The sequence below is a fragment of the Streptomyces sp. NRRL S-37 genome, from assembly GCF_000721605.1.
In the GTDB taxonomy this organism is placed as follows: Bacteria; Actinomycetota; Actinomycetes; order Streptomycetales; family Streptomycetaceae; genus Streptomyces.
The window spans coordinates 1-16,411 of the sequence record NZ_JOIZ01000036.1 but is presented as its reverse complement, the minus strand read 5'-3'; the positions used below and the strand labels follow the sequence as shown (position 1 = coordinate 16,411).

General features: G+C 68.5%; 14 protein-coding genes and 2 pseudogenes. 10 read left to right on the top strand and 6 right to left on the bottom strand.

Features of this window, described 5'->3' with window-relative positions:
- Positions 1-16: 16 nt before the first annotated feature.
- The 3 genes from IH50_RS0134860 to IH50_RS0134850 form a co-directional block, all read right to left on the bottom strand.
- Entirely contained in the window at positions 17-694 is a 678-nt protein-coding gene (locus IH50_RS0134860; RefSeq protein ID WP_030871822.1) for a response regulator, read from the bottom strand.
- Between the two features lie 105 nt (positions 695-799).
- On the bottom strand, positions 800-1,654 hold the full coding sequence (locus IH50_RS38970) for a VOC family protein (protein ID WP_051767569.1): 855 nt from the start codon (positions 1,652-1,654) through the stop codon (positions 800-802).
- A gap of 427 nt (positions 1,655-2,081) precedes the next feature.
- Positions 2,082-3,173 carry a ParB and winged helix-turn-helix domain-containing protein gene (locus IH50_RS0134850; protein ID WP_107062221.1) on the bottom strand — a complete coding sequence of 364 codons (1,092 nt, stop codon included), beginning with the start codon at positions 3,171-3,173 and terminating at the stop codon, positions 2,082-2,084.
- Positions 3,174-3,706: 533 nt separating this feature from the next.
- Between IH50_RS0134850 and IH50_RS42955 the strand changes: the two are divergent.
- From IH50_RS42955 to IH50_RS41360, 10 genes and pseudogenes are all read left to right on the top strand, one after another.
- A pseudogene (locus tag IH50_RS42955) lies at positions 3,707-4,060 on the top strand (IS5/IS1182 family transposase); the annotation flags it as partial.
- A gap of 708 nt (positions 4,061-4,768) precedes the next feature.
- A complete protein-coding gene (locus IH50_RS0134845) occupies positions 4,769-5,026 on the top strand; it encodes a transposase (protein ID WP_030871818.1) in 258 nt (85 codons plus the stop codon).
- A complete protein-coding gene (locus tag IH50_RS0134840) occupies positions 5,023-5,415 on the top strand; it encodes an IS3 family transposase (RefSeq protein WP_030871816.1) in 393 nt (130 codons plus the stop codon). The genes IH50_RS0134845 and IH50_RS0134840 overlap by 4 nt, the downstream gene beginning before the upstream one ends.
- A 436-nt stretch (positions 5,416-5,851) precedes the next feature.
- On the top strand, positions 5,852-7,309 hold the full coding sequence (locus IH50_RS0134835; protein WP_030871815.1) for an aldehyde dehydrogenase family protein: 1,458 nt from the start codon (positions 5,852-5,854) through the stop codon (positions 7,307-7,309).
- A 60-nt stretch (positions 7,310-7,369) separates the two neighbouring features.
- Positions 7,370-8,194 (top strand): SDR family NAD(P)-dependent oxidoreductase, encoded by an 825-nt coding sequence (locus tag IH50_RS40440; RefSeq protein WP_078914202.1) that lies wholly within the window; start codon positions 7,370-7,372, stop codon positions 8,192-8,194.
- Positions 8,191-9,429 carry a low temperature requirement protein A gene (locus IH50_RS0134825; RefSeq protein WP_030871810.1) on the top strand — a complete coding sequence of 413 codons (1,239 nt, stop codon included), beginning with the start codon at positions 8,191-8,193 and terminating at the stop codon, positions 9,427-9,429. The genes IH50_RS40440 and IH50_RS0134825 overlap by 4 nt, the downstream gene beginning before the upstream one ends.
- Before the next feature lie 591 nt (positions 9,430-10,020).
- Positions 10,021-12,780, top strand: coding sequence for an ATP-binding protein (locus IH50_RS0134815; protein WP_234328310.1), 2,760 nt, complete (start codon positions 10,021-10,023; stop codon positions 12,778-12,780).
- A gap of 160 nt (positions 12,781-12,940) precedes the next feature.
- Positions 12,941-13,765, top strand: a complete 825-nt coding sequence (locus tag IH50_RS0134810) for an alpha/beta fold hydrolase (protein WP_030871800.1) — start codon at positions 12,941-12,943, stop codon at positions 13,763-13,765.
- A gap of 55 nt (positions 13,766-13,820) precedes the next feature.
- Positions 13,821-14,144: a putative quinol monooxygenase gene (locus IH50_RS0134805; RefSeq protein WP_030871797.1), complete on the top strand. Its 324-nt coding sequence runs from the start codon at positions 13,821-13,823 to the stop codon at positions 14,142-14,144.
- Between the two features lie 153 nt (positions 14,145-14,297).
- Positions 14,298-14,417, top strand: a pseudogene (locus IH50_RS41360) (short-chain dehydrogenase); the annotation flags it as partial.
- A 528-nt stretch (positions 14,418-14,945) separates the two neighbouring features.
- On the opposite strand, the gene IH50_RS43375 reads toward IH50_RS41360, so the two are convergent.
- From IH50_RS43375 to IH50_RS0134790, 3 genes are all read right to left on the bottom strand, one after another.
- A complete protein-coding gene (locus IH50_RS43375; RefSeq protein ID WP_324617163.1) occupies positions 14,946-15,299 on the bottom strand; it encodes a phospholipase effector Tle1 domain-containing protein in 354 nt (117 codons plus the stop codon).
- Positions 15,300-15,434: 135 nt separating this feature from the next.
- The gene (locus IH50_RS0134795) at positions 15,435-15,614 is read right to left on the bottom strand and encodes a hypothetical protein (protein WP_030871794.1); all 180 of its coding nucleotides are present in this window, start codon (positions 15,612-15,614) and stop codon (positions 15,435-15,437) included.
- 36 nt (positions 15,615-15,650) lie between these two features.
- Positions 15,651-15,842, bottom strand: a complete 192-nt coding sequence (locus tag IH50_RS0134790) for a hypothetical protein (RefSeq protein WP_030871791.1) — start codon at positions 15,840-15,842, stop codon at positions 15,651-15,653.
- Positions 15,843-16,411: the final 569 nt, after the last annotated feature.

Below are 16,411 nucleotides of genomic sequence, written 5' to 3'. Positions count from 1 at the left end.
GCTGATCCCTCATGGGCTACTCGCCTGGAGAGATCAGCCCGGTCTCGTAGGCGAGCACGACGGCCTGTACCCGGTCGCGGAGCCCGAGCTTGGACAGGATCCGCGCCACATGCGTCTTCACCGTGGAGGTACTGAGGCTCAGCCGTTCCGCCAACTCGGCGTTGCTCAGGCCGGTGGCCAGCAGGCGCAGCACGTCCAGCTCACGTGTGGTCAGTCGGGACAGATCCCGGTGCACCCTGGGCTTTGTCTCCGCGCGCGGAGAGAAGCGCTCGATCAGACGGCGGGTGATCTTGGGCGCCAACAGGGCGTCGTTGGCTCGTACGAGCCGCACCGCAGCCACCAGCTGGTCAGGGGAGACGTCTTTCAGGAGGAACCCGGCGGCGCCGGCCGACAAGGCCTCGTAGACGTACTCGTTCACGTCGTACGTGGTGAGCATGATGATGCGTGTCCGCAGGGAGTCGTTGGCGAGGATCCGCCGGGTCGCCTCGATACCGTCCATCTCCGGCATCCGGATGTCCATCAGCACCACGTCGGGTCGGGTGCGGCGCACCACCGCGACGGCCTCGCCGCCCGTGGTCGCCTCACCCACCACCTCGATGCCATCCGACATCAGGATCATGCGGAACCCGGTGCGCACCAGTGCTTGGTCGTCGACGATGACGGCGCGCAGGCCCGTGTCTGGGTCGTCAGTCATCGGCGGAGGCCTCTCGCCGTTCGCATTGTCATCATGGCCATATTCTGGACCATCCTTGGTGCACCGCCCGAACGCCTCTTCCGCCGCGGATGACGCTGGACCTGGTCAGCCGACCGAGCCGCCCGTCCCGGCGGCGAACCCGGAAAGAGCGGTTCCCATTCCTTGCCGACCCCCGTGCTCAACCGTGTGCAGACGGAGTTGAGGCATGCCCGGGTGACGGTGTTCGCGTGTTCCGAACCGGACGCCGTCGGCGAGGAAGGCCAGCCGATGAGTGCCCACGGCGCCTTCAGGGTTCTCCAGCCGCGCGGTGAGTGCTTCCGCGCCGTCGTACGTGTCCGCCGAGGTGAGGACGAAGGCAACACGCTTGGAGGCGCTGTGGGCGACGAGAGGGGCGACAGCCTGGCCGCCGACTGGTGGGCGCCTGCCCGGAACGAGAGACAGGCCGAACACCTCGGTGCAGAAGGCCGCGTAGTCGTTGAGGAGGTTCTCCTCCAGGCGAATGGCGATGTGGTCGTAGCGTCGGAGGTGCCCCGTGGGCTCTTCCGGTGCTCCTGGAAAGACTCTCCACTTGTGTCCCACGGGCGGAGTGATGGAGTCCGTCAAGGAGGCCGGGAGGAGGGTGTGGGAGACGGCGCCCCATCTCGAGACGACCGGGGCCCCGTGCGGCGAGCGCATGACCCGGGCACCTGCGGCCAGCGCCGCGCGGGCCGTCTCTGCGACATCGTCGCACGTCACAGCGATGTCGGCGACGCCGTCCCCGTACTTGGAAAGCCACTCACCGGTGCCCCAGCCCGATGTGACGACAAGTTGGGCGTCGCCCTGCCGCAACAGCACGGAACTCCGGTCCACGGCAACGGAGTCCGCGACCCGCGTGAAACCCATGGTGGAGACGAAGAAGTCAACGGTGGCGATTTTGTCTCTCGTGTACAGCTCGACATGCGATACGTCTCGCACGGCCATCGGTAAGGCTCCTCGGTGTGGGGCGTGTTGCAGAGCTGGGTAGGGAATCGGTCCATTTCCGCAGTCGGAGGAAGGGGTGATTGCCGTCCACGGCGAAGCAGGATGCCCGGCAGACAGGTAAGCGATCAATCACCAGATCAGTGGAGTCCAGCGGCGTGTACAACCGCGGCACCGCCAGTTGTACACGCCGCTCTCACCTGCCGGCTGTCGATGGGCGGTCGGAGCCGTCCGGCGGTACTACATCTCCCGACCGACACGGTCTGCGGAATCTAGCCCGAGGGACCGACGGATCGGAATCCGAACGGTGATGGGATGGTGCGTGTGAGATGGCCGCATCGGTGGACGGCGCCGCCTGCGATGTGACGGATAGTGCGTGCAAGGCCCTGGACTCAGGGTGGTGGCCGGAGGCCGGAAACAGCCTGGGCCATCAGTTGCAGGCTTTCGAGGGACCTGATTGTTCCCGTTCCTCCAACTGCTGTGCCAACTCCAGCCAATTAGCTGCGAATTGGCGGGCCAAGCTGCCTATCAGCTCGCCGCAGTGGGACGGCACGGCTGCGGTCAGGCTGGGCCACTGCGTCACCGCGTTCTGCTGGAGCAGCCGTAAAAGTTGGCGGCCGTCCTCCTTGAGGCGAAGGGACGGGTCGCGTGCCAGCTTGTCGAGAAGAGGGCCCGGGGTGTTTGTGGCCGGCACAGCACGGTGCCCCTGCGTCGGTACCTTCCGGGGTGAAGGGAGAACAGGCTTGTCGGCAGGAGCGGCAGCCTGCGCGGACGACACGTGGACCGGGTCCTGAGAGGCCGTGCCGGCTTCCGTACGGGTCGGAGCGGGGGGCTCGCCGGATTTGAGGCGCCTGCGGACGTCACTCGCGGTGGCAGGCGAAATTCCGGCCAGCCGGGCAATCTCCCGCAACGACGCCCCAGGATTCTGGGCGATCACCTCGGCGGCTTTCCGTCTGCCCTCGGCACCGTTCAGCGGGCGCACGCGTCCGTCCCGGCCCACGCGGGTGTTCAACTGCGCGATGGCGTCGGTTGAACGGCGACGGATGGCGGCCACCGCCTTGGAGCCGAGGCCCGAAGCACGGGCGATGGCCCGATCGGACATCTGCGGATGTGAGTCGATGATCCTGGCGGCGGCGGCGCGTCGGTCGGCGAGTGACAGTGGCAGACCGTGCTTCACGTTTGCTTCGACAGCCCGTAGGAACGCGTCCTCCGGAGACCCGTCGAAGAACTCGACGTCAACGGTCTCCTGACCCTTGATGTACGCTGCCAGAAGACGGTGCATACCGTCGATCACACGAAGGTCACGCCGGTTGACAAGAATGGGCGGAAGTGGGCCTTCGTGTTCGGCCAACTGGGTCGCGTGTTCCTGATCCAAACCATGCGTTCTTGGGGAATCACCAGGCAGTAGAGCCGCGATCGGGACCGAGATGGTTCCGGAGACCTTGGTTTCAGGTGTTCTGACTCCAGGCGTCTTATTCGGAAGATCGACTGATCTGCTGTGGGCAGAGACGATGGTCCTCATGTGTGAATCATGCAATGCGCTTCCCCCGTCTTGTTTTGTCAGTGATTGATCATTCCGAGTTTTCGGTGTTGCGTAAAGCAGTCTATGAGATTCCATTTTGATGAGCGGGTGTGATGGTGAAGTGCGATCCGGGTGGCGCATGACACAGTTATCTCCGTAGCTTTGCTTTGGAAGGGCTGGACGACGCCACGTTTGGGATTTCCCGGATGCGAGAATTGCCTGACTGGAAGGAACTGCCGTGTCTGGCGTCCCTTCAGCTGGCGCACTTCAGACGAAGAATTCACGAAACGTCGGTACTGTCGCTCCAGCGAGTCGTTGGCAACCTACTGGCGAGGCAAGCCGGTTCGCCCGCCGCCTGAAGCTCGGTTGCCAGTGGTGGGGCCTGGCTGCAGGACACATGGCCCCCTTGCCCTTGCCCCACCGGGATGTGGTGATGCAGAGGTGGGTCCGGCTGTCGACCTGAGCATTGGAATTGCGCGGCCTCCCCCTGTGGCTTGTCCGTATCTGCCGGTCACAGGTTAGATGATCTTGACGTGGCTGATGTGATTACGGGGTCGGAGTCGTTCTGGGCGGCATCGTTCACCGGACTGAGCCCGTATCGGGTCGGCAAGCTGATCGCAGAGCTGTGGCGGGAGGGCGCGGACCCGGTGAGCAAGGGCCGACCGGTCCTGGAGCCTGCCGCTGGAGGGTTGGGTCCTGCTGGTCGCCACGTACTGGCGCAGCAATCTCACCCTGCGCCGGCTCGTCCCGCTGTTCGAGGCGTCGAAGCCGGTCGCCGACCGTGCCGTCGACCGCCTCGGGCTCCGGTGGTGTAAGCGGTCCCGTAAGGGCACCGTGCTGATTGTGGGCGGAATCCTGATGCCCGCTGTGACCACCACGTCGCCGAAGTTTTGCTTTCAATTTTCTCGTTGCGCATGAATTCTCCATGGTGGCGCGAATTTCGTTTGTGCGGCGTGCGCAAATTACTGATCGTCGCAAGCTTGGAAAGCTGGACTTCATGGACGTCTCCGTGGTGTCGACTATATTTAGATATGAATGAAAACACTCTTGATGTAAGTCGATGTTAAGTCGTCTGTGTAATAGTATATGAGTGCGCTTTTGTGAGGTCAATTCTTCGATAGATGTGATCAATTTTGGTCAAATTGGGTGGTGGTTGGCGTAGGGTGCCGACGGAGTCGGCAGGCCGTTCCGCGTTCCGTAGCCGCCGGCGGCAGGCCGGTAGCCCGACTGGTGTGTCGGGTGGGCGCCGGGTTCCACTGCTCTGGAGACGCTGCTGCGCGCAGGGACGGGAAAGCTATTGGTCGGACTGGATCGGGCAGTTGGTCGAGCCGTTCGAGGGTGCTGGTGACGCCATGGGTCCATGGCCGGTGGGCGAAGCTCTTCCCGGTCTTCGCCTGCGAGCTGAAGTCCTGGCGGGTGGGCCCGGACAGCTCGACTCCGTGCGCTTGTTCGGTAGTCACTGTTAGATTGGCGCCGGTGCAACCGGAGTCGACGAGGCGAGTGTCCGGCAGCGGTCCGCGCTCGGCGAGGGCGGCGCGGACGAGCGAGGTCACGGCGTTGTCGGCGGTGCGTGCAGCGGTGAGCGTGCGGTGCGGATGTACCGCGCCGCGGAGCCGAAGTCCGTGATCCGCCGCATGGCCGAGGAGATCGGTGTCCATCACGAGGCTCTGCGCGGCTGGATCCGCCAGGCCGAGGCCGATGCCGGCGAACGCGACGATCTGCTCACCAGCGACGAACGCGCCGAGCTGGCCGCGCTGCGCAAGGAGAACACCCAGCTCAAGCGGTCGAACGAGATCCTGCGGACGGCCTCGGCTTTTTTCGCGGCACAGCTCGACCCGACCCGGCCCGGGTGACGGCGCTCTTCGACGAGCACCCTCACCTGGAGGTCGAGCCCACTCTCCGGGAACTGCACATCCCTTCCTCCACCTACTACCGCTGGCGCCAGGCGAGGAAGGAGCCGTGCGAACGGCGCCGCCGGGACACCGAGCCGACCGGGCAGATCCGGCAGATCCACACCGACTCCGGCGGAATCTACGGCTCACCCCGCGTGCATGCCGTCCTGAAAAGGGAAGGCGTCCGCGTCGGCCGCAAACGAGTCGAACGTCTCATGCGCGAAGCCGGCCTCGCCGGGATCAGCCCCCGCCGGACGGGTAAGGGCTTCACCCGCCGCGACCGGGACGCCGACCTCGCCCCCGACCTGGTCAGACGCGACTTCACCGCCGACAGACCGAACCGGCTGTAGGTCACCGACCTCACCATGATCCCTACCGGTGTGAGGTTCCCCCGAGATGCGGGAAGCGGTGACAGTAGGTCAGATGGGACTCACAGAGAGGGGCCCTGTTGATGCCTGCCCCGAGGAAGTACCCGCTCGCGACCCGACACCTTCTTGTTGGCGTCCAGTCCCGTCGTGGCCTCCGGGACAACATCACCCGCAGCCGCCTCGGACGCCTCACCCGCCAAGGCTTCCTCACTCAACCCGGACGAGGCCGCTACCAGAAGCGGACTTGACGTCCACCGAGAGCCACCGGTCGGGTCTCAGCACTGCCCCGGTACTGACGTAAGCGAGCTGTCGGCCGGATGTCAGTCAGCTGACGGAGGCTGTCGGCACGGTGGCCGAGCCATTCTCGTGGAGACATCGAATCCGCCCGGTACCCGGGCGAGACCACGAGGAGCGGACCATGAGCACCATCGCGCAGCACTGGATCAACGGACAGTGGACCGGCTCCGGCTCGGTCCTCGAATCGATCAACCCCGCTGACGGCACCGTCGTCGGCTCGTTCTACGACGGTGGCGAGGCAGAGGCCTCGGCCGCCGTGGACGCCGCCGCCGCCGCGTTCGAGACCACCGAATGGGCGCGCACTCCCTCGCTCCGGGCGACCGCGCTCAGCCGACTGGCCGACGCCCTCGAGGCGCGGGTGCCCGAGGTCGCGGCCATGTTGTCCCGGGAGAACGGCAAGCTTCTGGGGGAGACCACGTGGGAGGTCAGCGGTGCGGTCGGCTGGCTGCGGTACGCGGCGGCCTCTGCACGTACCCAGACCGCCGGACGCGCCGCCGAGACGGCACCCGGCCAGTACACCCATTCGGTGCCCGAGCCGCTCGGTGTCGCCGGGATCATCTCGCCCTGGAACTCCCCCGTCATGCTGACCGTGCGGGCGCTGGGCCCGGCTCTGGCCGCCGGCTGCACCGTCGTGGTCAAGCTTCCGGCTCAGACCGCGCTGACCAATGAGCTTTTCGCGCAGGTCCTGGCCTCGGTCCCGGAGATCCCGGCGGGCGTGGTCAGCGTGTTCACCGAGTCCGGCAACACCGGCGCCCCGTTCCTGGTCTCCTCGGACAAGGTCGACGTGATCAACTACACCGGCAGCACGCCGGTCGGGCGCAGCATCGCGGCCGCGGCCTCCACCACGCTCAAGCGGCTCGGTCTGGAACTGGGCGGCAAGGCGCCGATGGTGATCTTTTCCGACGCCGATCTGGACATGGTGATCCCGACCGTGGTGCAGTCGCTGGTGCTGATGAACGGGCAGTTCTGCTGCACCGGCTCCCGCGTACTGGTTCACCGGGACATCGCCGACCAGGTACGCACTCGGCTGACCAGCGCGCTCGCACAGGTGCGGCTCGGCTCGGGCGACGACGAGAAGGCCCAGCTCGGCCCGGTGATCGATCGGGCGTCCGCCCAGCGGGTGGACGCGATCGTCGAGGAAGCCACTTCGTACGGCACGGTACTGCTGCGCGGCGGCGTGGTCACCGACGGCCCCCTGGCCGCCGGCGCGTTCTACCGGCCGAGCCTGATCGAGGTGGACCGAACCGACGTCCGGATCGTGCAGGAAGAAGTCTTCGGCCCGGTCCAGACGTTCGAGATCTTCGACGACGAGGACGACGCCGTGACCAAGGCGAACGCCACCATCTACGGTCTGGCCGCCTCGGTGTTCAGCTCGGACTCGATGAAGGCCCGCCGGATCGCCCGGCGCATCCGCACCGGCACGGTATGGATCAACACCTGGGGAGCCATCAGCGAGGACTTCGAAGAGGGCGGCGTCAAGGGCAGCGGTTACGGCTACCTGTGCGGCCCGCGAGCGATCGAGGAGTTCCAGGCACTCAAGGTGTACGTGGAACAGGACCACACCCAGTTTGCTCACTGAGCAGATCAGGACCTGGCCCGGCGCCCACCTGGGCACCGGGCCGTCCCCTGCGCGGGAAGGTTGCACCAGGCGTCGATTCTGATCACCGGAGCGACGAACGGTCTTGGTCTCGCTCCGGCTGAGGAGCTTGCGGAAGCCGTGCACCAGTTGCTTCCGCACGGTCGTGACCCGCAGCAACCCATGCCGATCGCGCAGCGTTTCGGGGCCGAGCAATACGCCGCCGACCTGTCCGCTCCGGCCGAGCCCCAGCGACCCGCGGCCGAAGTGGCGGCACGGCACGATCGCCTCGACGTGCCGGTCGACAACCCGGGTGTGGGCTTCACCTGGAACGGCACCATCCGAAGCATGTCAGCAGACGGATACCAGCAGCGGCCGGCGGCGAACCGTCTGAGCCCTGTGCTGCTCACCCGGCAACTGCTGCCGCTGTTCGCGCGGGCAGCCCCTCACGCAGCGCCGGCATCGCCTCGGTCGCGCAGGAACCGATGGAATCAAAACGATACGCAGCATTTCGATGGGGAGTGGTCCATGAACGAGGGAATTGTTTCCCATGCCTACGGTGCCGACGATCCTGGACTGCCGAGCCCACCGGCAGTGACAGACATCCGGTCCACGCTCCGGGAGCAGAGCCGGAACGCGTCCGCGCACGCCGAACCCCGGCCCGGCCCCACCGTTCCGGCCGCCGTCCGGCGTTGGAAGCTGTGGCTCCTCACCGTGTGCGCTATCTACCCCACCATCGTCCTGCTGGGCCTGGCCACGAATCCTCTTCTGGAGGATCTGTACCTGCCGGTGCGACTCGCTGTACTCGTCCCGGCGGCGGCAGCAGCGATGGTCTGGCAGATCAATCCCCGACTGCAGCGGTACTTCGGAGCGTGGCTCACCAGATGACAAGCAGCCCGGCTCCGCCGCCGGTGTGCTCCGCGGCGCCCGCACACCACAGGCCACTGCGCAGGCTCACGGCGCGAGGCCGCGACGAGAGCCACCGCGGCGTCTCCCCACTGGAGCTCTTCTTCGACCTGTGCTTCATCGTGGCCATAGCCCAGGCAGGCGCCCAGTTGGTGCACGCCATGGTCGAGGGACACACGGGCGAGGGGATCCTCAACTACTTGATGATCTTCTTCGCCATCTGGTGGGCGTGGATGAACTTCACGTGGTTCGCCTCGGCTTACGACAACGACGACGTGCTGTACCGGATCGTCACGCTGATCCAGATGGCCGGCGTGCTCGTCCTGACGGCAGGCGTCTCCCAGGCGTTCGAGGAACACGCGTACCCGGTCGTCGTCCTGGGCTATGTGATCATGCGGCTCGCCATGACGGCGCAGTGGCTGCGCGTGGCGCGGTCGAGCCAGGGCCCCGAGCGGACGATGGCGCTGCGGTACGCCGTCGGGCTGTGCCAGATCGGCTGGCTGGGGCTACTGGTCCTGCCGGAGGCCGGCCGTCCGTGGGTCTTCCTGGCGATGGCGCTGCTGGAGATGGCCGTACCGCTGTATGCGGAGCGGGCCCACCCCACGCCGTGGCACCCCCACCACATCGCCGAACGGTACGGGCTGCTCACGCTCATCGTGCTCGGCGAGACCATCGCGGCGGCCACCGTCGCCGTGAAGTCGGGGATCGACGAGCACGAGGCCCTGGGTGAGTTGCTGCCCATCGCCGCCGGCGGACTGCTGATCATCTTCGCTGCCTGGTGGGTGTACTTCGCGGTCCCCGTCCACGGGCACCTCCGGTCCAACCGGCACTCCTTCCTCTGGGGCTACGGCCATTACCTGATCTTCGTCCCGGGTGCCGCGATCGGGGCCGGCCTGGAGGTGGCGGTGGAGCAGGCGGTGGGCAGGGCGCACCTTTCGGCGCTGTCCGCGTCGGCGGCGGTGACGCTGCCGACGGCGCTGTTCCTGCTCACGGTGTGGGCACTGCACTCGCGCTTCTACAAGGTGGGGATCGCCCAGCAGTCGGTGCTGCCGGCCACGGCACTGCTGGTGGTCGTCTGTACGTTCCTGGAGCGTTGGGCGGTGCTCGCGGCGGGGCTGGTGGCGGCGCTGGCGGTGGCAGCCGGGATGACGCTGACGGCGCTCGGGGCGAGCCCGGAGCGCGGGAGGGGCGAGGAAGGCGTCGCGGCAGTTCTGTGAGGGAACCCTCGCCGCCGCGGAAACCCGGCCGGCACGGCGTACGACGGCACCCGTGCCGTGCGGTGCGCCCGGTGCACCTGCTCGACGACGGCGACACGTTGTTCACGCCGACGACGGCGACACGTTGTCCACGCCGACGACGGGGACGCACCCGCTCGGCACCGCGAACCCGCCGGCCCGGGACAACGTCCTCACGGCGGGCGCGGACGCGGTGACCCACGCGACCGTACGCGCTGTGGGCACCGCCGAGTGGGGCGCGCACTCATCGACGGAGCCGAGACCACCAAGGTCCTCAACGCCGCTCAGGCCGCCAACGTCGACGCCACCCACCTCACCGTCATCAGCCGACTCGAAGGGCTCCCCGGGAAGGCTGACTGCCCTTGGTGCTGTCGTTGCGGTGGGGCTGCAGCGCCCGACGGGTGTTCTGCATGATCTTTGTTCGGGAGCTGCGGGTGTCGGCGAAGCAGATGGCTTCAGGCTCCGTTTGCCGGTGGGTGCAATACTTCCTGGTCAGGTGCGTGGCTGGTGGTTCGACTGCTTCGCGGGGCATACCGAGGGACACGGCGGATGTGGGCGAAGACAAGGACAGGCATGGGCGTCGGCCCGACCGGGCTGGTCGGCCGGGAGGGCGAGCTCGCCGAGCTTGCGGCGTTCCTGGACATGGCCGGGAAGGACGGAGCTGTCCTGCTGCTCACCGGTGATCCGGGCGTGGGGAAGACGGCACTCCTGGACGCGACCGCCGAGCTGGCGGTGGCGAAGGGAGTGCGGGTCGTCCGCGGGAGCGGCGACGAGTACGAGACGGACATCAGCTTCGCGGGACTCCATCAGCTCGTCGGCTCGCTGCCGGACGAGCTCGGTCGTCTGCCGCGTTCCACGCGGGAGGCCCTCGAGGTCGCCCTCGGTCTCGGCGCCGGTCCCGCGCCGAGCCGGATCGCCGTCCTGAACGCGGCACTGTCCTTGTTCGACGAGGCCGCGAAGGAGCGGCCGTTGCTCCTCGTGGTCGATGACCTTCATGCCGTCGACCAGGCGAGCCGGGCCGCGGTGGGTTTCGTCGCCAGAAGACTGGGCGGTCGCCGCATCGGGCTGCTCGGAGCGCAGCGGGCGGAGTCCGGCGAATCCTTCCGGTCCACCGGTCTGTCGGAGCTCGAGGTCGCGCCGCTGGGTGACGCAGATGCCCTGCGGCTGCTGTCCCGACGCTTCGCCCACCTTCCCCGCCGGGTTCTTTCGACCGTGGCGCACGAGGCGCAGGGAAATCCCCTGGCGCTGCTCGAGTTCGCCGGGTCCGCCGGGATGTCCGGCGGCCGACACGGCCAAGGGCCGGGGTGGGCGCACGGCCCGGGGCGGGACGTGCGCGCTCTGTACGGCGCCCGCGTCGGACGACTGCCGCGGGGAACGCGTGAGGTACTGCTGCTCGCGGCTCTCGAGGGCTCCGGCGACATCGGCGTCCTTGAGGCGGCCGGCGGGCCGGGCAGCCTCGAGGAACTCGCTCCCGCGGAGCGTGACCATCTGGTCATGGTCGCGGAGAACGGCCGCACGGTGCGCTTCAGGCATCCGCTGGTCAGGTCCGCGGTGGTCGACGGTTCCACCGGCGAGCAGCGGCGCGGCGCCCATCGCCGACTGGCCGACGCGCTGGCCGACCAGCCCGAGCGGCGCGGTGATCACCTCGCGAGAGCCACGACGGCGCCCGACGAGGCGGTCGCCGCCGTCGTGGAGTCGGCGGCCCGGAGCAGCCTGCGGCGCGGTGACGCCGACGGCGCGATCGCGAGGCTGCGGCGCGCGGCCGAGCTGAGCCCCGACCGCGCGGACCGCAGGCGCCGCCTGTCGCAGGCCGCCTATGCCGCCGCCTGGGTCGCAGGCCATCTGGAGGTCAGCCACGAGATCATGCGTGAGGTCGAGGGCGATCCGGCGGCCCGGTCGCTCTCGGCGGCCGCGACGGCCGGCTTCCTGGTGCTCGTCACGGAAGGCGACGCCGACACCGCCCACGCGCTGCTGATGGAGGCGGTCGAGCAGGCGCCGATGTCGCCCGAACCGCCGCATGAGGAGCTGGAGACCGCGCTGTTCACCCTCACCCTCGCCAGCCAGTACTCGGGCCGGCCCGAGCACTGGCAGCCTCTGGTCGACGTGCTCGCCCGGTTCCCCGAGGCGGCGCCCGCCGCCGCGGCGTCGCTGGCGCGGGTCCACCACGACCTCGGCTCCGTCACCGACGGCATGCTGCGCCGCCTGGACGAGGAGATCGCGAGGCTGAGGGACCAGAGTGACGCCGACGTGGTCATCCGCACCGCCCTGACCGCCTCGTACCTCGACCGGCTTCCGGGCTGTCGCGAGACCGTGTCCCGGGTCATACGCGACGGCGGCGCGGTGGGGTCGAGCATGCCGGCCCTGATGTTCGTCGCCCTGGACGACTTGTACGCCGGCCGGTGGCAGGCGTCGGCCGGCGCGGCGGACGAGCTCATCGCACTGTCCGAGGAGACCGGGTACCACCTGTTCGCCCAGGTGGGGCACTACGTCGCTGCGATGGCCGCGGCCCAGCGCGGCGACCTCGACGCGTGCCGCCGCCACTGCGAGGCCGTCTGGGGGTGGTCGGGGCCCAGGGGACTGCGGCGGCTGGAGAACTGCGCCCACCAGGCGGCGGCCCGGGCTGCCCTCGGTGCCGCCGACTTCGAGACGGCGTTCCGGCACGCCACGGCGATCTGCGCCCCCGGTGTGCTGCCGCCCTTCAGCCCCGAGGCCGTGTGGTCCGCGCCGGACCTCGTCGAGGCCGCCGTGCGCACCGGGCGGCACGCGGAGGCGCGACGGCACGCGGACGCGCTGCGCGACGCCGGTGTCGGCCACCTCTCGTCGCGGCTCGCGCTGAGCTCGGCCACGGTCACGGCGATGACATCGGCTGCCGACGACATGGTCCGGTGCTTCGAGGAGGCACTCGCACTGCCGGGCGTCGAGCAGTGGCCCTTCGAGGTCGGCCATGCTCGTCTGGCGTACGGCGAAGCGCTTCGCCGGCAAGGACTCAACCGTGACGCCCGGGCGCAGCTGGCCGCCGCCCGCGACCGCTTCGAGGAACTCGGGGCCCGTTCGTGGGAGGCCCGGGCCGCGGCGGAGCTCCGCGCCACCGGCATGACGCGGACCGGCCGGGGCAAGGCCGGTGAGGCCCTCACCCCGCAGGAGCTGGAGGTCGCCAGGCTCGCGGCGACGGGGCTGTCGAACCCGCAGATCGCGTCGCGTCTGTTCCTTTCGCCGCGGACCGTGTCGTCGCATCTCTACCATGTGTTCCCGAAGCTGGGGATCACGTCGCGGGCCGAGCTCCGCGACGCACTGGAGGCGCTGCCTCCCGAGCCTTCGGCCACCCGGCTGTGAGAGCTACCGGTCGGGTCCCAGCACTGCCCCGGTACTGACGTAAGCGAGCGGTCGGCCGGATGTCAGTCAGCTGACGGAGGCTGTCGCTACGGTGGCCGGGCCATTCTCGTGGAGACATCGACACCGCCCGGTACCCGGGCGAGACCACGAGGAGCGGACCATGCCGTTCGTCACCGCCGGCGACGGAACCGAAATCTTCTACAAGGACTGGGGCTCGGGCCGGCCGGTCATGTTCCACCACGGCTGGCCGCTGAGCTCGGACGACTGGGACGCCCAGCTGCTGTTCCTCGTCCAGCACGGCTACCGCGTCATCGCCCACGACCGCCGCGGGCACGGGCGCTCCGCCCAGGTCGGCCACGGGCACGACATGGACCACTACGCGGCGGACGCCGCCGCCGTGGTGGCGCACCTCGGCCTGCGCGACGTCGTCCACGTCGGCCACTCCACCGGTGGTGGAGAGGTCGCCCGGTACGTCGCCAGGCACGGTGCCGGGCGGGTCGCCAAGGCCGTCCTCATCGGAGCGGTCCCGCCGCTCATGGTCCAGACCGAAGCGAACCCGGGAGGGCTGCCGGTCGAGGTCTTCGACGGCTTCCGCGAGGCCGTGGCCACCAACCGCTCCCAGTTCTACCTCGACCTCGCCTCCGGGCCGTTCTACGGGTTCAACCGCCCGGGCGCGGACGTGTCCCAGGGTGTCGTCTGGAACTGGTGGCGCCAGGGGATGGCCGGTGGCGCGCAGGCGCACTACGAGGGGATCAAGGCGTTCTCGGAGACCGACTTCACCGACGACCTCCGGGTGATCGACGTGCCCACGCTCATCATGCACGGCGACGACGACCAGATCGTCCCGATCGCCGACTCCGCCGAGATGGCGGTCACGTTGGTCAAGAACGCGCGCCTGAAGGTCTACCCGGGACTGTCGCACGGCATGTGCACCGTCAACGCCGGCACCGTCAACGCCGACCTCCTCGACTTCATCAAGAGCTGACACCGGCCCGGTACCGACACACAGCCCGTCAGCACGGAACAGAAAAGGAATCACCATGACCGCAACACCCACCGGCTACGTGACCGTCGTCTGGGACGCGAAGGCGAAGGCGGGCAGGGAAGCCGACCTCAAGGCGTTCATCACCGCCGCCGTCACCCCCTCGCGCAACGACCCCGGCAACATCGACTACGAGTCCCACGAGGTCGAGGGCCGACCCGGCGAATTCGTCATCTACGAACGCTGGGAGACACGCGCCCACCTCGACGCACACCTCGCCGCGCCCCGGATGCGGGAACTCGTCCCGCAGATGCTCGAACTGATCGACGGATCCATCGAGGACGGCATCCGCCTGCTGCGCCCGTTCCGTCCCGCCCACTAGAGCAGGACGCCCGCCGACGCCGACGCCGACGCCGACGCCGACGCCGACGCCGGCGTCGACGGAGCGCACCGCCGCGAACCAATCCGTCGGGTGCTCCCGGTGACCGCTTTCCGGGAGCACCCGCTCCGACGACGCGCACAGGAGAGACACGACGTGACCACCACATTGATCACCGGCGGCACCAGGGGCCTCGGCCACGAGAGCGCGCGCCGACTCGTCCAGGCGGGCCAGACGGTCTGGATCGGAGCCCGGGACGCCGGGAACGGACGCAAGCCGGAAAGGTGGAACGGCAGTGCGTAGGACACGTCCAAGGGGAGACGGACTGCATCGGCGACCGCCGCTTCATGAATACGGTCTGTGACCGCTGGTGAGGTTGGCTGGAGCGCGTCGCAGGTGCGTCCTGGATCGTCTGGTGGGTCTGTACCAGCACGGGGTGATCCCGGTGCTGGTTCGGTGCTGGCTCGAACGCCCGAGATCAGCCGAACCCGCAGGTCCTAGTCTCGATCGAATGAGTTGTCGTACCACTCGATGGTGGTGCCGATGAGGGACGCGGCGACGATGCGCTTGAGGTTGTCCGGGGCAGGTGGAGCGGTTGCGGGCGACGACATCGGCACCACTTCCTGGGCTGTGACGGGGACGTTTGCGTGTCGCCACACCGTAGGAATCCGCAGGTCAGGCCCACATGTGGTGGGGCAACATAGTTCGAGGGCCGGCTATGCGCGCGGCCACCATGCCGGCTTAGGGAAAGGCGTCTCAGGTGATCGATGGTGGTCGAAAAGAGTGCCGTCCGGGACGCGTGGTTCAGGGGGATCCGACGGTGCGGTGCCGGCTCCCGTGCTGGTCCGGTGCCGACTGAAAGCCCACGTCGTCAGCTGATGCCACAGGGCCGGGCGGAACGCCGAGCGCTCCTCGTCGACGGCCCGCGCACGGAAGGCGGCGACCACCCGGCCGCTCAGCTCGGTGTCGTGGAACGCCCGGCGCCGGTGGGCCGTTCGATCCGGCCGCGATACAGCGCCCGGCCTCGCGCGTCCGGTCGACGTGGTCCCTGCGCAGGATCCCGCTGTCACCTGACAGCCCCGCCGGACCGCGGACGCCGAACGCCCCACGGCTCAAGCCGAAGAGGTACAGGCCGTCGTCAGGCTCGTAGCTCTCCACGGGAAACCCGGCCCACGGGAAACCCGGCCCACGGGAAACCCGGCCCACGGGACCTCGGCCGACGGAACGCGTCGGCCGAGGGGAACATCCGGAACGCACGCGTGCGATCTCAAGGGCACCTGTCCGGCGGAATGCTCACACGACGTTCCAGTTGTCCTCGCCGAGCCGGCCTTCGGAGTCGGTGAGTTCACCGGGGACGTCGAGGGTCGGCGTCACGATGGATTCACGGCTGGACCGCGCCACGACAGCGTAGAGCCGGAAGGAGTGCACGGCGAAGGCGTCGAGCTTCGATTTCAGTCGTGGCCCGACGGCCACGACGAAGGCATCAGGGCTCTCGCCTCCTTGAAGGGTTCACTCGATGATCCACAAGTAGGTTCGCTCTTCGCTGTGGTCCTTGAGGAACACATGCCGGTCGTCATGCAACCCCGCCCTACGGTCCGTGAACGTCCGCGCGGCAGGGACGAGTTCTTCGGCGACGAAGCGGTTGAACGCGTCCTCGTCCGCTTCGGGGCGCAGCGTGATGTGATGAATGCAAACCGCCATGCCTTTTCCTTCCGCCGGTGCTGCGTCCGAAGACGTCCGGATACGGGCCGGGCTTCGGGAATCCGGCCCGAACGACCGGGTCCCTCCGGTGTCCGGACAGGAATTCCCGGCGCGACGCCAGAGTTTCGGCTCCGGCCCTCGACCGAGACGTCACGAGTCCCTGGTTACCGTGCGGAATGTTTCCTTCGCGTCCGGCTGGCTCTGCCGGCGATGCGATTCCCCCTCATGGGCTACACCTCCGGCTGTGAGCGGACCCCTGTGACATTTCCTGTCCGTTTCGGATCAGGACCACGCGGTGGCCGACCGCCCTCATCCATGCGGTGATGCCCTGCCGGACCGCTTCCGCTCCCCGCTGCTGAGGCTGAACTCGTCACGTCGCATGGCCGCTCAGGTGGGTCGGATGGTCGGCCCGCCCTGTGGATACCGCATGGGCGGCGGGCTCACCTGACCGGCCCCTCCGCCTGACGTCTGTCACGCGGCCGGCGCCCGGGGGGTCTGGGCCGGTTTGCCGGCCGTGCTGTTCGGCCCGCCCACCGAGTTCAGGACGCTTTGCGCCTGGTTGTCGACGA